Raw genomic sequence first — 19,939 nt, 5'->3', positions numbered from 1 at the left:
ATTAATGCTTTATTAACCTTTTTAAGCTTTTCTTTTTGTTTCTTCGTATAAAATTTAAAACATCATGACATTTATGAAATCTATAATTTCATTTGTACTCTTAGTTACTTTTTCTATCACCTCATTTGGACAAGAAAATTTCACCATTGCTTTTGGATCATGTAACAACCAAAAACTTGACAATCCTTTTTGGCAAGATATCGTTTCATTACAACCCGATGTATGGATTTGGGGGGGGTGATAATATTTATGCCGACACCAACAATATGCGTAAAATGAAACGCATGTATAAAACTCAAAAAAACATAAAAGGTTACAAAGAATTAAGTTCTGCAACTCCTATACTTGCTACTTGGGATGATCATGATTATGGTAAAAACGATGCTGGAGTAGAATTTGTGATGAAAGATGAAAGTCAGCAGTTATTTTTAGATTTTTTAGATGTACCTAATGACTCTCCAAGAAGAAAACAAAAAGGCGTATATCACTCCGAAACATTTAATACCAAAAATGGAGATGTTAAAGTAATTGTACTTGACACACGCTACTTCAGAACCGCTTTAACTAAGGGAACTAACGGACAACGTTTTCAACCAAACAACTATAACGAAGGTACTGTTTTAGGGGACATACAATGGAAATGGCTCAAAGACGAACTTACCAACTCTACCGCTACTTTCACAGTAGTTGTAAGCAGTATTCAAATATTATCAAAAGAACACGGTTTTGAAAAATGGGGTAACTTCCCTCATGAAGTAGATAAGTTATTCAACTTAATTAAAGAAGCTAAAAACACAAATGTAATCCTTCTTTCAGGAGATAGACATATTTCTGAATTCTCTAAAACAACTGTCGAAGGATTAAAATACCCTGTTATTGATTTCACTTCAAGCGGTTTAACACATGCGTATTCTTCTTTTACTTCTGAAAAAAATGACTACCGAATTGGAAAAGTTGTAAACTCTTTAAGCTATGGCACGTTACTTTTAAATTTAAAAACTAAAAAAGCTACCTTACAAATGCGCGGTAAAGATGGAGCTATCTTGCAAGAAATCAACGAAATATACCCTTAACTTGTAGATAACATTAAAAAGTGTATTTTTGCGCCGATTTATACAAAGTTTGTATAAACAACAACAATTAAGGAATTTATCATTTTATTGATAATTATTACATTTAATAATGGCAACAAATAGAACTTTTACAATGATTAAACCAGATGCTGTTGAAAACGGACACACTGGTGCAATTTTAGAAAAAATTAATGCTGCAGGATTTAGAATCGTAGCTATGAAGAAAACTCAAATGACTAAGCGTGATGCTGAAACTTTTTACGGAGTACACAGCGAACGTCCTTTCTTTGGTGAATTAGTTGAGTTTATGACTCGTGGACCAATCATCGCTGCTATTTTAGAAAAAGATAACGCTGTTGAAGATTTTAGAACTTTAATCGGTGCTACTAACCCAGCTGAAGCTGCGGAAGGAACTATCCGTCAGTTATACGCTACTTCTATCGGTGAAAATGCAGTACACGGTTCTGATTCTGATGAGAACGCAGCTATCGAAGGTGCTTTCCATTTTTCAGGAAGAGAAATGTTTTAATCTGTTTAGATTACTAGATTTTTAGATCGTTAGATTCTTAGAATTATAGATATTAAAAACTCGTTACAAAAATTGTAACGAGTTTTTTTTACGCTTAATTCCCAACACAATTCCTTCAAAATGCTATACCTTAGTCTTCAATAGTTTCTTAAAAAGAAAACCGAAAAAGATGAATTCAAAAGTTGATGATTATATAAAAAATCTTGAAAAATGGCAGAAAGAAATAAAACTATTAAGAAAAATAGCTCTTGAATGTAACCTTATAGAAGATTATAAATGGATGCACCCTTGCTATACTTTTCAAAAAAAGAATATTGTGTTACTACAAGATTTTAAAAATTATTGTGCTTTAGGTTTTGTTAAAGGCGCTTTATTATCAGACTCTCATAAAGTACTGGTGAAAATAACAGAAAATGTTCAAGCTGCTCGTCAAATAAGATTTACAAATCTTACAGAAATTGCAAATCAAAAAACCATTATAAAACAATATATTTTTGAAGCAATAGAAATTGAAAAAGCTGGCTTAGAAGTTGCCATGAAAAAAACTACTGACTTTGAGGTTCCTAAAGAACTAACAGAGGCCTTTGAAGAAGATGTAACTTTAAAAAATGCTTTTAACAATTTAACTCCAGGAAGACAAAGAGGTTACCTCTTACATTTCTCTAAACCTAAGCAAGCTAAAACACGAACAGCAAGAATTAAAAGCTGTACTAATAGAATTTTAAATGGTAAAGGGTTGAATGATTGCGTTTGCGGACTTTCTAAAAGAATGCCTAACTGCGATGGCTCTCACAAGCAACTTAACTCTTAAAAAAGTAAAACTACACCAACATTAACTTTTTAACAAGCTCTTCTCCCATTTCTTCGTTAATCATACGAACAATTTTGTCTTTTCCGTAACTTAACTCTTCTCGTAACACAGAGGAAGATAAACGAACAATTAAGGTTCCGTTTTGTAGCTTTACCTCACTTGTATATGAAGCAACTCCTGCACCCATCAATTTCGCCCAAGCCTCGTCTATTTGAATTTTTTGAAATCCCTTTTTTAAATTATTCTCCTCAATAAAACTTCCCATTAAGTCTTTTAACGAAAAACTATCGTTTTCTCTTTTAGCCATTTATTCTACTTTGTGCCTTGCTCCTAGCAACGCCTTTATAATTTAAAAATCTGATATTCTTGATTACTCTGTTTAATCACATCCTCTGTGCGTTCTGCATGGGTGTCAGTAATGAAAATCTGACCAAACTCATCACTATTCACCAAATCTACAATCTGAGCTACCCTATTTTCATCTAACTTATCAAAAATATCATCTAACAACAAAATTGGTGTTACGTTAGATTGCTGTTTGATAAACTCAAATTGCGCTAACTTTAACGCTATTAAATATGATTTTTGTTGTCCTTGCGACCCAAATTTCTTAATCGGATGCTCTCCTATTTCAAAACTTAGATCATCTTTATGAATTCCTGCCGATGTGTACTGCAAAATTTTATCTTTCTCTAAATTTTGTTGCAATAACAACTCTAAAGACATATCATGCAACTGACTTTTATAACGCAAATTCACCTCTTCTTTCGCTCCTGAAATAATTTGATGCTTTGCATTAAAAATAGGTACAAATGCTTCTAAAAATACTTTTCGTTTATTATAAATAATCGTTCCATATTCAATCAACTGTTCATCGTACACCTTAAGGTTCAGTGCATCAAACGTTCTGTTTGCAGCAAAGTATTTCAACAAGGCATTTCGTTGACTTACAATCTTTGTGTACGATATTAAAGCTTGTAAATACTGTTTGTCTTGTTGCGAAATTACACCATCAATAAACTTACGGCGTGTTTCGCTTCCTTCAACAATTAAATCTCTATCAGCAGGAGAAATAATTACAAGTGGTAATTGCCCAATATGTTCAGAAAACTTTTCGTAGGCTTTACCGTTACGCTTCAACACCTTTTTTTGCCCTCTTTTTAAAGAACAAATAATCTTTTCTTGTCTATCATGCAGTAAATAATCGCCTTCAATCATAAAAAATTCTTGACCATGACGAATATTCTGTCCAGCTATCGAATTAAAGTAACTTTTAGCAAAAGACAGGTAATAAATTGCATCTAATATATTGGTTTTACCAATACCATTATTTCCCACAAAACAGTTTATTTTCTTTTGAAAATCAAAAGTTTGCGATTCGATATTCTTAAAGTTAACCAATGATATTTTCTGCAAATACATGAATAAGCGTTGTTTCAAAAAAGAATGCGCAAATTATCGAAAATTTACGAAAAAACGACTTTTAAAATCCAATTAAAAAAACTATTTTTGTCGCCACTAATTTTTTAAGCAACTATGGCTACATACAAGAAAAGAGGTTATAAACCTAAGAAAGAAAAGGTTACACAAGAAGTAGAAGAAACATTTGATGAAACGCAAAGCACTACCGCTGAAGTATTTAATACTTTAGACGAAACTGCAAACAAATCAGAGGAATGGATTGAGAAAAACAGCAAGCCATTATTTTACGGATTGGTAGCTATTGCAGCTTTAATTTTAGTGTACTTAGCTTATAATAAATTTATTGCTGAACCTACACAACAAGAAGCTTCAAATGAATTAGCGTACCCTCGTACATTCTTCGATAAAGCAAATACTTCTGCAGGTGCTATTGCAGATTCTTTATACACGTTAGGTTTAGAAGGTGGTGATGGTAAATACGGTTTTATTGATATTGCTGATCAATTTGGCGGTACAAAAGCAGGTAACTTAGCAAACTATTATGCTGGTATTTCTTACTTAAAAATGAAAAAGTATGAAGAAGCTATTGACTATTTAAGCAGCTTTAAATCTGACGACGAATTATTAGGCCCTACTGCTTTAGGTGCTATTGGTGATGCTTTTGCAGACATTAACCAACCAAAAGAAGCTTTAGATTACTACCAACAAGCAGCCAACAAAAAAGACAATCAATTTACAACTCCTTTATTCTTATTCAAAGCAGCTCAAATCGCTATGGATTTAAAAGAGTACAGTAAAGCTGAAAAATTATACACAACCATTAAAGAAAAATACGCTGATTCTGATCAAGGAAGAGATATTGAAAAATATATCAACAGCGCAAAATACGCTCAGTAATGGCAACAACAAATTTATCTTATTACGATAAAGCTTCAATCCCAAATGCGAAATCTTTTCGATTTGGGATTGTTGTTTCAGAATGGAATCCTGAAATCACTCAAAACCTTCATAAAGGTGCTATTGAAACTTTAGTAGACTGTGGCGCTGAACAAGAAAACATTATTTCTTGGGACGTTCCTGGAAGTTTTGAATTGGTGTACGGATGCAAAAAAATGATTGAAACTCAAAAATTAGATGCTATTATCGCAATTGGAAACGTTATTCAAGGTGAAACAAAGCACTTCGATTTTGTATGCGAAGGGGTAACACAAGGAATTGTAGATTTAAACATTAAGTACGATGTTCCTGTAATTTTCTGTGTGTTGACTGACAACACCAAGCAACAATCACTTGATCGTTCTGGTGGAAAATTAGGAAACAAAGGAATTGAATGCGCTGTAGCTGCTATTAAAATGGCTGCTATTAAAAACCAAGAGCGCACATCTAACTTATTAGGATTTTAATTTCTTAAAAAAGAACAGCATAAAAAAGCGAGAAATCTTAAAAAGGTTTCTCGCTTCTTTTTTAACTTTAATTTATCCACAATTTTTGACCACCTCTCTATAATTCAGTAACTTTGAATTTCGACTTATTTGGTGTGATTTTTGTTCCACATAAGCTATTAATGAAGCAACATTTTTATGGGATTTATCAAAAGAGAAAATAAAAAGTTCGATTACAAACCTCGTTATTATCAAGGAGAAGGGAATCCTTATGAGATAAAACAAAAGTTTGATCAGTATAGAACTACTATTGGAAAGAAGAAGAATTTAAAAGGAAAATTCAATGCTGCTTTAGACGATCTTAAAGAGTCAGGATACCGATTTAATAAAACAATCGTAATTATCGCATTGATTTTAACGCTTATTTTCTTATTTATTATCGATTTTGATCTTTCAATCTTTTTCCCAAAAAATAATTAAATGTCAGATATCATACAGTTACTTCCTGATCATGTTGCCAATCAAATTGCTGCTGGTGAAGTGGTACAACGTCCCGCTTCTGTAGTAAAAGAATTGATTGAAAACGCTATTGATGCAGGTGCTACTTCAATCACTTTATTATTAAAAGATGCTGGAAAAACTTTAATTCAGGTAATTGATGATGGTAAAGGAATGAGTCCTACTGATGCTCGTTTAAGTTTTGAACGTCACGCTACTTCTAAAATTAAAGACGCACAAGATTTATTCAACCTAAACACTAAAGGATTCCGTGGTGAAGCTTTAGCCTCAATAGCAGCTATTGCACATGTTGAGCTAAAAACCAAACAGGAAGAAGATGAATTAGGTACACAAATAAAAATTGAAGGTAGTGAAATCGTTTCTCAAGAAGTAGTTTCGACAGCAAAAGGAACAAGCATTGCTGTTAAAAATTTATTTTTTAACATTCCTGCCCGTCGAAATTTTTTAAAATCAGACACCATTGAAACACGTCATATTATTGATGAATTTCAACGTGTTGCTTTAGCGCATCCGAATATTACTTTTTTACTACACCATAACAATAACGAAGTTTACCATTTAAAAAAGAGTAATCTTCGTAAACGCATCGTAGCTATTTTTGGAACTAAAATGAATGAAAAATTAGTTCCTATTAACGAGCAAACCGATATTATTACCGTAAACGGATTTGTAGCTAAGCCTGAATTTGCTAAGAAAAAACGAGGTGAACAGTTCTTTTTTGTCAACAATCGTTTTATCAAAAGTTCGTATTTGAATCATGCGGTTGTGAATGCTTTTGAAGGGTTGTTGGAAGGAGGAGCGCATCCTTCGTATTTCTTGTATTTAGAAGTACCTCCAAATACGATTGACATCAATATTCATCCAACAAAAACGGAGATTAAATTTGACAACGAAAAGGCTCTTTATGCTATTTTACGTGCTACGGTTAAACATAGTTTAGGGCAATACAATGTTGCTCCTGTATTGGATTTCGATAGAGATTCTACTTTAGATACTCCGTATGATTATAGTAAAAAAAGCGGTTCTTCTATTCCACCGATAACAGTAGACCCAACTTTTAACCCGTTTAAAACGGAAACCAGCTACAAAGAACCTTCTACCAATGGTTCTTCTAAAAGCGTTAATACACACAGCTACCAATCAAACTTTAAAAAAGACACAGGTAGTTGGGAAGCTTTATATACAAATATAGATATTGTTGAACCTATTCAACAAGAACAGCTTTTTGAAACTCAACAAGAAACTGAGACAGGAAAAACTTTTCAAATTCAAAAGAAATATTTGTTGAGCTCTATAAAATCAGGAGTGGTATTAATTCATCAATCTTTAGCACATCAACGTGTTTTGTATGAAGAATTTTTAGAGAATATTACCGTTAAAGAAGCTAGCAGTCAGCAATTACTATTTCCTGTAAATATTTCGTTTTCTTCGTCAGATATTGAAATGATTTACAGTATAAAATCTGATTTAGAAAGTGCTGGTTTTATGTTTGATGAATTCACAAAAGAAAGTGTGGTTATTGCAGGAATTCCAACTTCAATAACTGAAAGTCAAATAACGCTAATTTTAGAACAGTTATTAGACGATATAAAATTAGAAGTGCCCGATACTAGCTTTAGCCACTTTGATGTAATGGCTAAATCTTTTGCTAAATCATTAGCTATAAAAACTGGTACTTCTTTAAATATGAAAGAGCAAGAAAATTTAGTTAACAATCTGTTTTCTTGTAAAGAACCGACTATTTCACCATTTGGCAAACCTACTTTTAAGACCTTGTCTTTAAATGAAATTGATGCCATTTTCAATAAATAAAAAATTGTATGCCTAGATTAACACAAGCCATAAAGCATTTAATAATCATTAACGTGATTCTATTTTTTGCTCCGCAGTTATTAAATATGGATTTAACCAATCTGTTTGCTTTGCACTATCCTGCAAATGAGCATTTTGGTTTTTGGCAATATATTACACATATGTTTATGCATGGAGGTCCTGCACATTTACTTTTTAACATGTATGGTTTATGGGCATTTGGTACTCCGTTAGAACAAATGTGGGGGAGAAATAAGTTTTTATTCTTTTATTTTTCTGCTGGAATTGGAGCTGGATTAATTTATACACTTGCCAATTACTATCAGTTTAATGGAATTTATGAGCAATTAATCGGTATGGGAGTATCACCTGCTGAAATACAACAAATTTTAGATATGGGAAGGTACAACGATAGCTTAATCACACTTTCTAACAAAGAAATGAGTGAGTTTTACAGCTTATACAACTCTCCAGCTGTTGGTGCCTCAGGTGCAGTTTACGGTGTCTTGGTAGCTTTCGGATTAACCTATCCTAACGCTAAACTAGCATTGATCTTCTTCCCTGTTCCAATAGCTGCAAAATACTTTATTCCGTTAATTATTTTGAGTGACTTGTTCTTCGGAATGACGAGTTATTCTATTGGTAACATTGCGCATTTTGCCCACGTTGGTGGAGCTATTATTGGTTTTATTATAGCGTGGTATTGGAAGAAAAATCAATTCAGATTTCATTAATTTAGTATTTTTATAAAGAAGCTATGTGTAATGAATATACTAGATAACTTAAAATATAGATTTAAACACGCAGGTGTAGTTGAAAAACTTATTTATGTAAACCTTGCTGTATTTTTATTGGTTTTTATCACTAATACCTTTGGTTTTTTATTCCAATCAAAAACTAACTTTATTGTTGAATGGTTTGCTTTGCCTGCCAATTTTAACGATTTTATCACTAAACCATGGACTCTTATTACCTATGGTTTTTTACACACGAGTTTTTTACATATTTTACTAAACTTAATCGCTTTGTTTTATGTAGGATATTTATTTCAACAGTACTTTACACCTAAACAACTACTTAGTTTTTACTTGTTAGGAACTGTATTTGGAGGAATTATTTTTATAGCTAGCTATAACTTTTTCCCTGCTTTACAAAATGTTGCTCACAATAGTGTTTTGTTAGGAGCCTCTGCTGGTATCTCAGCTATTTTTATAGGTATTGCTACCTACATGCCTAATTATGAATTAAAGTTCCCTTTAATTGGTTTTGTAAAATTGTGGGTATTGGCATGTATTTGGGTAGCTATTGATATTATTCAAATTCCTGCGGGAAATGCGGGTGGACACTTAGCACACATTGGCGGTGCTTTATTTGGTTTTTTCTACGTTCGTAGTGCCAGCAATAAAGACTTAGATATTTTTGAATCGATTAAAAAATTCTTTGCTAAAAAAGAACCAAAACTTAAAACAGTATATAAATCGGGTAACAAAACTCCTAAAAAAAGCGCTAATAAAACACAAAATCAACAAGATATTGATGCTATTTTAGATAAAATTAGCAAGTCTGGTTACGATACACTTAGTAAAAGTGAAAAAGAATTTTTATTCAAACAAGGAAAAAACTAAATGAGAAAGTATTCGATAGCTCATAAATTTTTATTTTTCATTAATTCAGTTTTTGCAACTGTTTTATTGCTTTCGTATGCGCTTCCATATATTTCTCCAAAAACAATTCCTTTTCTTTCTGTTTTTAGTTTAACTGTTCCATTACTAGTTGTTTCTAATATTTGCTTTTTTATTTATTGGTTAATTAAAATTCATAAGAATGCTTTATTATCATTTCTTGTTTTAATTATAGGATGGTTTATTTCTACTCCCCTAATTAAGTTTACGAATAAGGAAATTATACTTAATAATGATTTAAAAATCATGAGTTATAATGTTCGTTTGTTTAATCATTACAAACATGAAAATGATGCAACTACCGAACAAAAAATATACAAGTTCATTAATGACAAAACTCCAGATGTAATTGCTTTTCAAGAGTTTTACAACTCAAAACTTTTAGACATAAAACTTCCTTACAAGTACATAAAAACTAAAACCAAAACAAATAAGTTCGGACTAGCGATTTACTCAAAATACCCTATCATTAACTCCGGTTCTCTTAATTTTAAAAGCAGTGCCAACAATACTATTTTTGTTGATATTGTTGTAAAAAAAGACACCGTTCGTGTATACAATGTACATTTAGAATCGTTAAAACTTAATCCGAAAAAAGAGAATTTTGGCGAAAAAAGTTCTGAACGCTTGTTTAAACGCTTAGAAAATGGTTTTGTAAAACAAGTTGATCAAGTTGATTTGATAACTCAACACGAAGCCACTTGGAAAGGTAAAAAAGTAATTTGCGGAGATTTTAACAACACTGCCTATTCATGGGCATACAACCAACTAGCCACCGATAAAAAAGATGCTTTTATTGAAGCTGGTATGGGTATGGGTAAATCTTTTCGTTACATCTATCCTATGCGTATCGACTTTATTTTGGCTGACAAAAACACGACTATCAACCATTTTAAAACGTATACCGATTTAGAATTATCTGATCATCATCCTATTATGACTCGTTTACACTGGTAGATTTATTATTTTGTACGGAATAAAAATGTATTTTTATCCGAATTAAAAATAAATCTATGAAACAACACTACGATGTTGCTGTTATTGGTAGCGGACCATCAGGAGCTTCAACAGCTTTTTACTTAGCTCAAAAAGGAATTTCAACAGTTATTATTGAAAAAGAAACTTTACCCCGTTATAAAACGTGCGGTGGAGGTTTTGTTTTTAGAGGTCGTAAAAACTTACCTTTTGATATTAAAGAGGTAGTAGAAAAAGAGTTCCATACTGTTGATATTTATTTGGGAGAGAAACTTCACTTTAAAACACATAGAGAAGAGCCTACAATTTCTATGATCATGCGTGATTCTTTTGACAATCTTATTACCCAAAAAGCAAAAGAATTTGGAGCTACTTTACTAGAAAATCACAAATTAAAAGGTTTAACTTTTTCTGATGATATTATTACTCTAGAAACTTCTCAAGGTAATTTTACTGCTAATTTTGTTATTGCTGCAGATGGAGCGTTGAGTCCAACAGCTAAAATGGCTGGATGGAAAGAAGATACCCGTAAATTAATTCCTGCTCTAGAATATGAAGTAGAAGTTTCTGACGAAGATTTTGAACGTTTATCAAAAGAAGTTCGTTTTGATATTGATGCCATTCCTAATGGCTATGCTTGGAATTTTCCGAAGAAAAAACATTTATCTATTGGAGTTGCTTCCGCTAGAAGGACTAAAATTAACTTGAAAGAATATTATCAAGAATATTTAAAAACATTAGGGATTACAAATATTGTTAGCGAATCACAACATGGTTTTCAAATCCCTGTTGCCCCTCGTACAGATGGTTTTGTTAAAAATAATGTGTTTTTAATTGGTGATGCTGCTGGTTTTGCTGATCCTATTACAGCTGAAGGAATTTCTAACGCTATTTACAGTGGTAAATTGGCTGCTGAAGCTATCATTGAGAGTGAAAAAAAGTCTGAATTAGCTGAAAAATTATATTTAGAAAAAATATCGGAAAACTTACTTCCTGAAATAAAAACTGGTTTATGGCTTTCTAAATGGTTTTACGAACAAAAAAGTATTCGAAATATTGTATTAAAAAAATACGGCCAACAGTTTAGCGAAGCTATGGCAGATGTTTTTCACGGAGATAGAAGTTATCCTAAAGACATTAAAAAAACCATTGCGAAACGAATTAAAAATTTAGTTTCTTAAAGATGAAAAGCAACCTCAAAAGGGTTGCTTTTTTTAAACAAACTTCAACTTTACTCCTTTCTTCTCTGCATAAATTTTAGCCGCTTCATCTAGCTTAAGGTTTTTCTCTTTAAACTCTTGAAAACTTTTAGCTTCAAACTCATTGATTAAGATATAAATTTCTTGTTGAGATTTTCCTTCGTCGTACATATAGGCTATTTCTGCATAATCTTTTTTATAAAAACCTATACAAAACTCAAACAATTCAATAGAAGTATTTATCAACTCTTTTGAGTCTTCGTTTATTTCTAACTTTTGAACATCTTTTAAACTTTTTTCTAAATCTGGAATTGTTACTTTATGAAGATATTGAGAGAATGTTGCAGCATATTCTTCTCCATCATTATCATAATACTTTAAATATTCATTTTTTTGTAATTCTTTCAGTTGTTCAAAATATCCTATACCATAGTTAGCCGTTAACAAATTGGCTTTTAATACTGTTTTTTCAACAACTTTTTGCGGAGTTTCTTTCTGGCAGCTTACTAATAATACAAACGCTACCATGATTGTTAAAACATTTTTTATCTTTTTCATTTTCGACAATTTTTTATCGGATTATAAAAGTAAACTTTCCTTTTGTATTAAAAAAACATTGCAAACAAGGCTTTTGATTTTTTGATAGAAACCCCACACCCCTACCTATATTTTACCTCAGTTTGCAATGCTATAATTTTTTTCTTTTTCTTTCTTTTTTAGGTTATATGAATAAGAATGAAGCAACAATCATCCAAACTCCTACAATAATACCTAATATTCCAAACTTTCCTTGTTTCGGTGCAATCTTCCCTCTCAACTGTTCTGCTTTTTCTTTAGCTTCAGCATTTTTTGACAAGAATAATTTATTTATCATTCCGTATCCTAACATAAATCCTAAAACAGCTTCAACTACGCTACCAGCTAATAAAGTTACCCACCAAATTGGCGCAGTAGTTAACCAACCTAAGTTTAAAATAGCTGAAATTACCCCCCAAATTCCCCAGATACAAAAAATAAGACCGATCCATCCTTGGTAAGGCTCTATTTTTTCAAGTAACTCTTTTGCATTAGGTTTTTTCGCTAAAATTAATGACGGTACTGCCACTATACTTAGAAATACTAATGAAATTCCGTAAATCATGTTTAATTAAAATTTAAATGGTTTATATATTTGTTTTATTTATGAATTAAAAGTGCTGAAGAAAACACAAACAGCATTAATGAAGTTATGATTATAAGCCCTAAGAACATCCACCAAGGTGTTTTACTTATTTGCTTAAAATCCTTTGCTTTTTTTTGTAAATCTGGAGGCATTTGACTTTTACTCATCTCTAATTTACAATGTCCGCAAATACTATATGTTTTTTTGAATAATGGAAAAAAAGGAATCCAAAATATATGCGCATACAATCTATTTACCTGAATAAATAAACGCTCTGGTGTATTACAATAACTACAACTATGATTGTTTACAGGTTGTATGTTTATTTTGGCTTCACGCCATCCAAAAATGACCATAACTTTATTGCTTAATAATTACGGTACAAAGATGCGTTGGAAGTGTTTCTTAAAATAGACTGAAACTAGCGAAAGTTAATACCCTGTTTTCAGGGGTAGAGGTAAAAACTACTCTACTAAGCCCAGTTTTATTGCGTATTTAGTTAGACCTGCTAAGTTTTTCACATTTAATTTCGATATCAAATTTTTCCTATAACTCTCTATCGTGTGTTTGCTTAAAAAAAGTTTATCAGCTATTTCTTGTGTAGTATATTCTTCAGCAATAAGTTTAAGTACATCTTTTTCTCGTTTGGTAAGTGTTACCATTGTGTCCTTTCCTTTATTAAAGACATTATTCATGTAAGCTTGTTTCACCGATTCTGAAAAGTACTTATCGTTACCAAGTATTGTTTTTACAGCCAAAAGTAACTCTGATTGAGTAGCGTTTTTTGACAAGTAACCATCAACATCACTTTTTATTAATGTATCTATCATGCCTGTATCGGTATGCATACTAACAATCAATGTTTTTATTTCAGAACGAGCTTTCTTTATATAATCGTTTAATGTAATACCATCAATATCTGGCATAGATATGTCACTAATTACAATATCTATTGGTTGATTGGGGTTTGTATCTATATACTTAATAACATTTTCACCACTATTTGCTGTTAACAAAATATTGTAAGCGTCTTCATTATTAAAAATGCTTAACAAGCCGTCTAAAAACATTTTGTGGTCATCTACCAGAATAATATTATATGCCATACTTCATTAATTTAAAGGTACATCTATGTCTATTACCGTTCCTCTATCAGGAAAAGCATTTATAAACATTTCTCCTTTAATGATTTTTAATCTATCTTTTAAGTTTTGAAAGCCAAGTCCGTACTTTACTTTTTCTTGATCAAATCCTACTCCATCATCTTCAAAAAGTAACTTTACACTATTATTAAATACGGAAAGCTGAATATCTATCTGAGCTGCTTTCGCATGCTTTAAAGCATTCGTCAACAATTCTTGAATTATTTTGTACAACTCTACTTTTAAATTTTCTTCAATTTTATCAATCTCCTCTTTTGGATGAATTTGTAATGTTATTTCTTCGTTAGATAAATTCTTCACATTATCTATATATTCTGAAACTATTGATGTAAATGCAGAATCTTTAAATTTCTTAGGCATTAAATTATGAGACAGTTCTCTTACTTGATTGTAAGTGTCATCAACCTGCTGAATAAGATTTTCTTTTTCTGGTTTAATATCGTTTGATAACTGTAATTTTATGGTTGCTAAATTTCCTCCAATACTATCATGAAGCTCTCTCGCAATACGTTGTCTTTCATTATTCTGACCTTCTAACGATGCTTTTACCAATTTTAACTCTTGATTTTTTAATAGTGTTGTTATTTTTTGTTGACTAACCTCTTCTAAGGTTTTGGTAAGTTTACTTTGTGTTTGAAGTTTTTGATAATACATATACAACAAGCCTAGTACAGGAATTAAAACAATTAGAAAACCTATTAATATATTTGTTTTTATTGTTCTCTGTCGTTCTATCTCTTGTTTCTGCTCTAGTGTTTTGTATTGTACTTCAAGTTCATTAACCTGCTGTTTGTTTTGACTAGTTAATATTTTATGATTTATACTGTTTAGTTGAGTCATTAAAGCATGAGCATTTTTATAATCTCCTGTTTCAGCATAGGCATTTTGAAGTCCTAAAACAACTCTTCTCTCTATATCTAAATTTCCCCATTGAATAGAGTTTATATAAACCGTAGACAGTATTTTTTTCGCTGCATCATAGTCTTTCTTTTTCAAATAAAAACCACCAAGTACATTCCCAGTCTTTGCGTAAAGTGTATAAAAACCGTTTGACAAAGATTCGTTAAAAACATTAAAACAAACATTTAATGCTTCTTCAATATTGCCCTCTTTCTCTAATATTCTACTAAGCCATAAATCAACCTCTAAAGCTTTTTTTAAATATCCTTCAGAAACATAAAACATCTTTGCTTTGTTATAGTTTTCTTTTGCTTTTTCTAAGACATCTTTTGTATAATAAATAAACCCTACCTCAAAAAAAGCATCGTGTTTTAGTTTTTCATTAGGAGCGTTTTCTGAGCATTCTTCTATTATTGCTTTTCCTTCTTCTTCGTTCCCTCTAACATATTTTACAACTCCTAATCCGATTCTATTTTTAACATAGAGTTCGTCATCAAAATTCTTTTTAGAATGTTCTATTCCTTTTAAAAACCACTTTAACGCTTCATCAAACAACCCTTTTTCTAGTTTTCCTTCAGCAATAGCACAAGAAACCTTAGATAAGTACTCTTCTTTCTTCGATAAAAATTTTTCATTAGTTGTTTCAGTATACAATTCGTGACTATAATGTATAATTGAATCTATATTCCCTTTTTGTTGATGGAATTCAATAAGATCGTAGGTAGCGACATACTTCGTCTTAAAATCTTTTGCTTGTTTGATGTTTTTAAAGAGAGAATCATTAGGGATTGTTGGATTTACCCCAAAAGCCTTGAAACTTTGCATTTCAGACTGAGCCAACATTTTATAACTAAGTAATAAAAAGACTCCTAAAACTAGTTGTTTTAAGACATTCTTTTTCATTTCATTTTTTCCAAAACAATTTTTATATCCTTTCAATTATGGGTTCTTTTTTCTGAAACAATTATCACTGTCAAAATTACAGAAGTTTTTTCCTTCAAAAAACACCTACTTTCTTTTTTTATTTCATCTTAAGATTCTCTTAAATCTAACGTTCTCTTTCTTGTTCTTGATAGCTCTTAGTATATTTGCTAATCAAAAAAACAAACAACAAAAATGGCTATACACGACTTTATTCTTCATTCGAATGAAACAACTATTGACTTACATAAAATTCATTTAAGTAAGGAAAACAGAAGTTCTTTAAACCAACTTTTAAAAGAGTTTAAACATGTTGCTGTTTTAAACCAATACAAATTACCTGTAGACAACAAATTATTATTATTTGGACATACAGGATGTGGAAAAACAACCACAGCAAAAGCCATTGCAAAAACATTAAACAAGAAAATAATCACCTTAAATTTAGGTAGTATTGTTTCTTCTAAACTTGGTGAAACTGCTAAAAATATTTCTGATGTTTTTAAAAAAGCGACTCGTGAAAGCGCTGTATTATTTTTAGATGAATTTGACTACATAGGTAAAGCTCGTGATTACGACAGTAAAGATTCTGCTGAGATGAAGCGATTGGTCAATACTGTTATTCAATTAATAGATCAATTACCTAACGATGTTTTATTGGTTGCTGCTACCAATCACTCTAGTGTTATTGATACTGCTTTGTTAAGACGTTTTCAATTAAGATTACAATTTGAGGCTCCTAGTGATGCTGATTTAGATATTTATTATCAAGCTTTGTTACAAGAATTCCCTGAAGAATTTAGAGATGTAAATCCTGTATACGGAATTTCTTATGCTGAAGCCAAAGACATCACCTACAGAACTTTGAAAAATAAAATTATAGAAAAAGAAGAATTGAAAAGTCAACTAGTAAATGGATAATATTCAAAAATAACTTACACATTATTCATCATCGAATACAATTTGCCAGTGAAAAAGCTAACAGAAACCCTAAAGATGTTCGTTTATTATTAGCGACCAAAACCGTAACCCCTGAGAGAATTAACTTCGCTCTTACTCAAGGAGAAACTCTTATCGGGGAAAATAAGGTTCAGGAGTTAAAACAAAAATGTGATGCTGTAAAAGAACTAAAACCAGAAGTTCATTTTATTGGTCATTTACAAAGTAATAAAATTAAAGAGGTACTTAAATGGGCTAGTTGTATAGAATCAATCGATCGATTTTCTATAGCTGAAAAACTACATCAACGTTTGACTTTTGAAGAAAAAGAAATTGATGTATACATTCAAGTAAACACGTCTTTTGAAGAAAGTAAATTTGGAGCAAAACCAGAAGAAACTATCGAATTGATAAAAAAGATATCCGAATTTAAAAACATTCATATCAAAGGATTGATGACAATAGGTTTATTAAGTTCAGAATCTACTGAAATTCGAAAATGTTTTCAACTTTTAAAACAACTTCAAGAAGAAATTAAAGCGCTTCAAATTCCCAATGTAGAAATGAATGAACTTTCTATGGGAATGAGTGGCGATTTAGAAATTGTTATTGAAGAAGGTGCTACTATCGTACGAGTTGGAACAGCTGTATTTGGAGAACGAGTGTATCCTGACAGCTATTACTGGAACGAAGAGAAAAGTGATATTTAGCCCTTTTTTACTCTCCTTAAATCCAACAAATCAATAGGATTGATACCTAAACCGTGTACATTTTTTTGCGTAAATCGAATCACCTCATCGTAATATAACGGAACTACAGGAGCTTCTTCAATAATGATGCTATCCATTTGTTGATAGAGCTTTCGACGCTTTAACACATCAACTTCTTTGATAGATTGTTCGTACAAAACATCAAAAAATTCATTTTTAAAGTGTGTATAATTAGGTCCGTTTGGAGTAAAGTTTTTACTGTAAAATAAGGATACATAATTTTCTGCATCTGGATAATCGGCAATCCAACTCGCTCTAAAAACAGGAAGCTTACCACTCGCCTTACCTTGACGTAAAGTTGATGGTGGTATTACATCTACGTTGGTTTGCAAACCTATTTTTTGCAGTTCTCGCTGAATAAACTCACATAAATCCAAATAATTACTATTGGTGGTAATTGTAATTTGTGGATTCTCATCTCCTGTCTCTTCTTTGTATTGTGATACTAACCTCTTCGCCTTTTCTGGTTGATATGAATATCCTTGTTGATTATTAAAAGACGGTAATCCCTTCGGAATAAATCCACTTGTAGCAGGTGTACCAATTCCATTTCGCAAAAACTTGATCATCTTCTCCTTATCAAAGCCATAATTCATGGCTTGTCGTATCAGTTTTGATTTTGTTGGATGTTCCTCTTCTCCATCCTGATAAATTCCTAAATATTCTGTATTTAAATATGCTCCTGTTTGCATGCGTACCTTATCCGCATATTTCTCTTTTAAGGTTCCGTCAGTATTTAAAATATCATCTTTATACGAAGCGTCTAAACTCTTCATAAAATCTATATTTCCTTGAATAAACTGTAAAAACTCACTTTGTTTATCTGGTAAAAAAGTAACTGCTACTGCTTCTAAATACGGGAGCTGTTTTCCATTTTCATCCTTTTCAAAATAGAGTGGATTTTTCCTCAATACCAACTTTGTATTTTCAACCCAAAGTTTAAAATGAAAAGGTCCTGTACCTATCGGATTTGCTCTAAACTCATTCCCAAAATAATCAATAGCTTCTCTTGGTACAACCGAGCAATATTTCATAGCCAGCAGCCCTAAAAAAGGTGGAAAAGGTTGCTTTAAATTAATCGTAAAAGTTGAATCATTTTCAGCTTTAAAATTAGCAACATTTTGCAATACCCAACCACCTGGAGATGCTACATTTTTATCAAGTAATCGATTAAAAGAATATTCAAAATCCTTTGCTACAACGTTTCTTGTAGAGTCTTTTCCAAATAAAATATGTTTGTGAAATTGCACATCATTTCTTAACTCAAACTGATACCTCTTTCCATCTTCAGAAATTGTCCATTTTTTCGCTATTGCTGGTTTTACTTGCAAACTATCATCAAATTGTACCAATCCATTATACAATTGATTTACCGCCCAAATATTTCGCTGGTCTTTTGCAAAAGCAGGATCAAGAGAAGTAATATTAGAATGTTCGTTGTAACGGAAAACTTGTTTGTCTGTATATTTTGATTTCCTTTTAGCACATGAAAAAAGAATCAATAAGCTTAATAATACGACAACTTTATTTCTTCTTACGTTTATTTTTATAGTAGGTTTTATCTGCAATGTAAATGGTTTTAGATACTTCAGCAAAAACAACAGATTCGTCTTTGTTGGTTATTTTAATCTCTTTAATCAGATCGATTTTTTGTTCGTTTTTAACCTGTTCTTTTATTTGCTTTATTTCATTTTCAGAAAAAATAAAATCAACATAAGCATCTTGTTTTACAGGTCTTTTAAATTTTATGCTCGCTTCTTTATCCCAAACTACATAGTCATTTCCAAGAATATTCATTAATTGAATCATAAAAACAGGATCTGTAGCAGAAAATAAACTCCCTCCAAAAATAGACCCTACATAATTCTTATTCTTGTATGTAATGGGAATTTTCACTTGTGCTTTCAACAAGTCTTCAGAAACATAATTTATTTTCCCAGTAGATCTTCTATACATGGGAGAAATATTGAATCCGTACTTAAAAATAGTACTCTGTTTTAGGTACTTCTTTAAAAAATTAGAAATTGTCACGTACATACCTATTTATTGTTTAAAACCATAGTCTCTTTCCGTTTTGTGGTAATAATTACTGTATAATATGGAAATTGTTGTGTCTACTATCATAAAATCAATTCATATTTTGTTTCTGGCAAACCAATATCTTCACTGATAAATTTCTCTATTGCCACAAAATTAAATCGCTGTAAAATTTTTGCCGATGCTACATTTTCATCTACAACGCATCCAATCAATTTCTTCATTCCTATGGATTTACAATATTGTATTAATCCTTCACAAAGTTCAGTTGCAAAACCATTTCCCCAAAAACGTTCAATAAATCGATAACCTATTTCATCATTTCCCTCTTCATCTTTTATTAATGCAATTGTACCAATAAAATCTTCATTTTGTTCATTCTCTACGGCATAAATCCAAAAATCATTCGTTGGATCGTCATACCTTTTTATCAACTGTTCTAAATCTTCCTTACTTTCTTCTAAATTTTTAGGCTCACCTGTAGCGTATTGCAATACTTTCGGATTGCTTTCCAACTCATAAAACGCCTCTAAATCAGAATGTTTTAATTTTCTAACTAATAGTCTTTTAGTTTCAAAAATCATGAATATTATCGTACTTTTGCAAACCTTAAACTGTTAAAAACAGTAGCAGATTAAATAAA

General features: G+C 31.3%; 24 protein-coding genes. 14 read left to right on the top strand and 10 right to left on the bottom strand.

Translation table 11 applies throughout. From position 1 onward, the window contains the following. Nucleotides 1-73 precede the first annotated feature (73 nt). From ACR9ES_RS12855 to ACR9ES_RS12840, 4 genes are all read left to right on the top strand, one after another. Nucleotides 74-241, top strand: coding sequence for a hypothetical protein (locus ACR9ES_RS12855; protein ID WP_435254468.1), 168 nt, complete (start codon nt 74-76; stop codon nt 239-241). Further along, a complete protein-coding gene (locus ACR9ES_RS12850; protein WP_435254467.1) occupies nt 219-1,073 on the top strand; it encodes an alkaline phosphatase D family protein in 855 nt (284 codons plus the stop codon). The genes ACR9ES_RS12855 and ACR9ES_RS12850 overlap by 23 nt, the downstream gene beginning before the upstream one ends. A gap of 109 nt (nt 1,074-1,182) precedes the next feature. After that, nucleotides 1,183-1,602, top strand: a complete 420-nt coding sequence (locus ACR9ES_RS12845) for a nucleoside-diphosphate kinase (RefSeq protein ID WP_028892988.1) — start codon at nt 1,183-1,185, stop codon at nt 1,600-1,602. Nucleotides 1,603-1,771: 169 nt separating this feature from the next. Next, on the top strand, nt 1,772-2,413 hold the full coding sequence (locus tag ACR9ES_RS12840) for a DUF1801 domain-containing protein (RefSeq protein WP_274633539.1): 642 nt from the start codon (nt 1,772-1,774) through the stop codon (nt 2,411-2,413). 10 nt (nt 2,414-2,423) lie between these two features. Here ACR9ES_RS12840 and ACR9ES_RS12835 read toward each other — a convergent pair whose 3' ends face one another. Together ACR9ES_RS12835 and recF are read right to left on the bottom strand one after the other, a co-directional pair. Continuing rightward, nucleotides 2,424-2,720, bottom strand: coding sequence for a DUF721 domain-containing protein (locus ACR9ES_RS12835; RefSeq protein ID WP_028892985.1), 297 nt, complete (start codon nt 2,718-2,720; stop codon nt 2,424-2,426). A gap of 35 nt (nt 2,721-2,755) precedes the next feature. Further along, complete coding sequence (recF, locus tag ACR9ES_RS12830) at nt 2,756-3,835, bottom strand: DNA replication/repair protein RecF (protein WP_274633538.1); 1,080 nt, start codon at nt 3,833-3,835, stop codon at nt 2,756-2,758. Between the two features lie 114 nt (nt 3,836-3,949). Between recF and ACR9ES_RS12825 the strand changes: the two genes are divergently transcribed. The 8 genes from ACR9ES_RS12825 (at nt 3,950) to ACR9ES_RS12790 (ending at nt 11,386) form a co-directional block, all read left to right on the top strand. After that, complete coding sequence (locus ACR9ES_RS12825) at nt 3,950-4,732, top strand: tetratricopeptide repeat protein (protein WP_299033355.1); 783 nt, start codon at nt 3,950-3,952, stop codon at nt 4,730-4,732. After that, nucleotides 4,732-5,238 carry a 6,7-dimethyl-8-ribityllumazine synthase gene (gene ribH / locus ACR9ES_RS12820; RefSeq protein ID WP_435254466.1) on the top strand — a complete coding sequence of 169 codons (507 nt, stop codon included), beginning with the start codon at nt 4,732-4,734 and terminating at the stop codon, nt 5,236-5,238. Before ACR9ES_RS12825 ends, ribH begins: the two co-directional genes overlap by 1 nt. A 177-nt stretch (nt 5,239-5,415) precedes the next feature. Further along, on the top strand, nt 5,416-5,697 hold the full coding sequence (locus tag ACR9ES_RS12815; protein ID WP_435254465.1) for a riboflavin synthase subunit beta: 282 nt from the start codon (nt 5,416-5,418) through the stop codon (nt 5,695-5,697). Beyond that, a complete protein-coding gene (gene mutL, locus ACR9ES_RS12810; RefSeq protein WP_435254464.1) occupies nt 5,698-7,548 on the top strand; it encodes a DNA mismatch repair endonuclease MutL in 1,851 nt (616 codons plus the stop codon). 8 nt (nt 7,549-7,556) lie between these two features. Continuing rightward, entirely contained in the window at nt 7,557-8,282 is a 726-nt protein-coding gene (locus ACR9ES_RS12805; RefSeq protein ID WP_435254463.1) for a rhomboid family intramembrane serine protease, read from the top strand. A 30-nt stretch (nt 8,283-8,312) separates the two neighbouring features. Then, nucleotides 8,313-9,173 (top strand): rhomboid family intramembrane serine protease, encoded by an 861-nt coding sequence (locus tag ACR9ES_RS12800; RefSeq protein WP_435254462.1) that lies wholly within the window; start codon nt 8,313-8,315, stop codon nt 9,171-9,173. Further along, nucleotides 9,174-10,187 (top strand): endonuclease/exonuclease/phosphatase family protein, encoded by a 1,014-nt coding sequence (locus ACR9ES_RS12795; protein WP_435254461.1) that lies wholly within the window; start codon nt 9,174-9,176, stop codon nt 10,185-10,187. It begins immediately after the preceding gene. Nucleotides 10,188-10,243: 56 nt separating this feature from the next. Next, complete coding sequence (locus ACR9ES_RS12790; protein WP_274633529.1) at nt 10,244-11,386, top strand: geranylgeranyl reductase family protein; 1,143 nt, start codon at nt 10,244-10,246, stop codon at nt 11,384-11,386. 33 nt (nt 11,387-11,419) lie between these two features. Here the strand turns inward: ACR9ES_RS12790 and ACR9ES_RS12785 are convergent, their stop codons facing one another. From ACR9ES_RS12785 to ACR9ES_RS12765, 5 genes are all read right to left on the bottom strand, one after another. Beyond that, nucleotides 11,420-11,962, bottom strand: a complete 543-nt coding sequence (locus ACR9ES_RS12785; RefSeq protein ID WP_299000647.1) for a hypothetical protein — start codon at nt 11,960-11,962, stop codon at nt 11,420-11,422. A gap of 163 nt (nt 11,963-12,125) precedes the next feature. Next, nucleotides 12,126-12,545: a hypothetical protein gene (locus ACR9ES_RS12780; RefSeq protein ID WP_274633527.1), complete on the bottom strand. Its 420-nt coding sequence runs from the start codon at nt 12,543-12,545 to the stop codon at nt 12,126-12,128. 35 nt (nt 12,546-12,580) lie between these two features. Then, on the bottom strand, nt 12,581-12,922 hold the full coding sequence (locus tag ACR9ES_RS12775) for a hypothetical protein (protein WP_274633526.1): 342 nt from the start codon (nt 12,920-12,922) through the stop codon (nt 12,581-12,583). Between the two features lie 108 nt (nt 12,923-13,030). Further along, nucleotides 13,031-13,672 carry a response regulator gene (locus tag ACR9ES_RS12770; protein WP_274633525.1) on the bottom strand — a complete coding sequence of 214 codons (642 nt, stop codon included), beginning with the start codon at nt 13,670-13,672 and terminating at the stop codon, nt 13,031-13,033. A 6-nt stretch (nt 13,673-13,678) separates the two neighbouring features. Next, on the bottom strand, nt 13,679-15,532 hold the full coding sequence (locus tag ACR9ES_RS12765) for a tetratricopeptide repeat-containing sensor histidine kinase (RefSeq protein WP_299000640.1): 1,854 nt from the start codon (nt 15,530-15,532) through the stop codon (nt 13,679-13,681). A 213-nt stretch (nt 15,533-15,745) separates the two neighbouring features. Here ACR9ES_RS12765 and ACR9ES_RS12760 point away from each other — a divergent pair, with 213 nt between their 5' ends. Together ACR9ES_RS12760 and ACR9ES_RS12755 are read left to right on the top strand one after the other, a co-directional pair. After that, complete coding sequence (locus ACR9ES_RS12760) at nt 15,746-16,471, top strand: AAA family ATPase (RefSeq protein WP_299000638.1); 726 nt, start codon at nt 15,746-15,748, stop codon at nt 16,469-16,471. After that, nucleotides 16,468-17,199 carry a YggS family pyridoxal phosphate-dependent enzyme gene (locus tag ACR9ES_RS12755; protein WP_435255650.1) on the top strand — a complete coding sequence of 244 codons (732 nt, stop codon included), beginning with the start codon at nt 16,468-16,470 and terminating at the stop codon, nt 17,197-17,199. Before ACR9ES_RS12760 ends, ACR9ES_RS12755 begins: the two co-directional genes overlap by 4 nt. Here ACR9ES_RS12755 and ACR9ES_RS12750 read toward each other — a convergent pair. The 3 genes from ACR9ES_RS12750 to ACR9ES_RS12740 form a co-directional block, all read right to left on the bottom strand. Further along, the gene (locus ACR9ES_RS12750; protein ID WP_435254460.1) at nt 17,196-18,827 is read right to left on the bottom strand and encodes an ABC transporter substrate-binding protein; all 1,632 of its coding nucleotides are present in this window, start codon (nt 18,825-18,827) and stop codon (nt 17,196-17,198) included. The two genes, ACR9ES_RS12755 and ACR9ES_RS12750, sit on opposite strands and share 4 nt — an antisense overlap. Beyond that, nucleotides 18,784-19,296: a DUF4442 domain-containing protein gene (locus tag ACR9ES_RS12745; RefSeq protein WP_274633522.1), complete on the bottom strand. Its 513-nt coding sequence runs from the start codon at nt 19,294-19,296 to the stop codon at nt 18,784-18,786. The genes ACR9ES_RS12750 and ACR9ES_RS12745 overlap by 44 nt, the downstream gene beginning before the upstream one ends. A gap of 83 nt (nt 19,297-19,379) precedes the next feature. Further along, nucleotides 19,380-19,880, bottom strand: coding sequence for a GNAT family N-acetyltransferase (locus tag ACR9ES_RS12740; protein WP_274633521.1), 501 nt, complete (start codon nt 19,878-19,880; stop codon nt 19,380-19,382). Between the last annotated feature and the right edge of the window lie 59 nt (nt 19,881-19,939).

Source organism: Tenacibaculum sp. A30 (assembly GCF_051200845.1).
Lineage (GTDB): Bacteria > Bacteroidota > Bacteroidia > Flavobacteriales > Flavobacteriaceae > Polaribacter.
This window is presented reverse-complemented; position numbering and strand designations above follow the sequence as displayed.

What these genes read in the sequence shown, in the direction of transcription:
- ACR9ES_RS12790 (WP_274633529.1), top strand. Translation starts at nt 10,244, where the DNA reads ATGAAACAACACTACGATGTTGCTGTTATTGGTAGCGGACCATCAGGA.
- ACR9ES_RS12760 (WP_299000638.1), top strand. Translation starts at nt 15,746, where the DNA reads ATGGCTATACACGACTTTATTCTTCATTCGAATGAAACAACTATTGAC.
- ACR9ES_RS12845 (WP_028892988.1), top strand. Translation starts at nt 1,183, where the DNA reads ATGGCAACAAATAGAACTTTTACAATGATTAAACCAGATGCTGTTGAA.
- ACR9ES_RS12855 (WP_435254468.1), top strand. Translation starts at nt 74, where the DNA reads ATGAAATCTATAATTTCATTTGTACTCTTAGTTACTTTTTCTATCACC.
- ACR9ES_RS12835 (WP_028892985.1), bottom strand. Translation starts at nt 2,720, where the DNA reads ATGGCTAAAAGAGAAAACGATAGTTTTTCGTTAAAAGACTTAATGGGA.
- ACR9ES_RS12815 (WP_435254465.1), top strand. Translation starts at nt 5,416, where the DNA reads ATGGGATTTATCAAAAGAGAAAATAAAAAGTTCGATTACAAACCTCGT.
- ACR9ES_RS12770 (WP_274633525.1), bottom strand. Translation starts at nt 13,672, where the DNA reads ATGGCATATAATATTATTCTGGTAGATGACCACAAAATGTTTTTAGAC.
- ACR9ES_RS12745 (WP_274633522.1), bottom strand. Translation starts at nt 19,296, where the DNA reads ATGTACGTGACAATTTCTAATTTTTTAAAGAAGTACCTAAAACAGAGT.
- ACR9ES_RS12795 (WP_435254461.1), top strand. Translation starts at nt 9,174, where the DNA reads ATGAGAAAGTATTCGATAGCTCATAAATTTTTATTTTTCATTAATTCA.
- ACR9ES_RS12780 (WP_274633527.1), bottom strand. Translation starts at nt 12,545, where the DNA reads ATGATTTACGGAATTTCATTAGTATTTCTAAGTATAGTGGCAGTACCG.
- ribH (WP_435254466.1), top strand. Translation starts at nt 4,732, where the DNA reads ATGGCAACAACAAATTTATCTTATTACGATAAAGCTTCAATCCCAAAT.
- recF (WP_274633538.1), bottom strand. Translation starts at nt 3,835, where the DNA reads ATGTATTTGCAGAAAATATCATTGGTTAACTTTAAGAATATCGAATCG.
- ACR9ES_RS12825 (WP_299033355.1), top strand. Translation starts at nt 3,950, where the DNA reads ATGGCTACATACAAGAAAAGAGGTTATAAACCTAAGAAAGAAAAGGTT.
- mutL (WP_435254464.1), top strand. Translation starts at nt 5,698, where the DNA reads ATGTCAGATATCATACAGTTACTTCCTGATCATGTTGCCAATCAAATT.
- ACR9ES_RS12740 (WP_274633521.1), bottom strand. Translation starts at nt 19,880, where the DNA reads ATGATTTTTGAAACTAAAAGACTATTAGTTAGAAAATTAAAACATTCT.
- ACR9ES_RS12805 (WP_435254463.1), top strand. Translation starts at nt 7,557, where the DNA reads ATGCCTAGATTAACACAAGCCATAAAGCATTTAATAATCATTAACGTG.
- ACR9ES_RS12785 (WP_299000647.1), bottom strand. Translation starts at nt 11,962, where the DNA reads ATGAAAAAGATAAAAAATGTTTTAACAATCATGGTAGCGTTTGTATTA.
- ACR9ES_RS12850 (WP_435254467.1), top strand. Translation starts at nt 219, where the DNA reads ATGTATGGATTTGGGGGGGGTGATAATATTTATGCCGACACCAACAAT.
- ACR9ES_RS12800 (WP_435254462.1), top strand. Translation starts at nt 8,313, where the DNA reads ATGAATATACTAGATAACTTAAAATATAGATTTAAACACGCAGGTGTA.
- ACR9ES_RS12840 (WP_274633539.1), top strand. Translation starts at nt 1,772, where the DNA reads ATGAATTCAAAAGTTGATGATTATATAAAAAATCTTGAAAAATGGCAG.
- ACR9ES_RS12765 (WP_299000640.1), bottom strand. Translation starts at nt 15,532, where the DNA reads ATGAAAAAGAATGTCTTAAAACAACTAGTTTTAGGAGTCTTTTTATTA.
- ACR9ES_RS12775 (WP_274633526.1), bottom strand. Translation starts at nt 12,922, where the DNA reads ATGGTCATTTTTGGATGGCGTGAAGCCAAAATAAACATACAACCTGTA.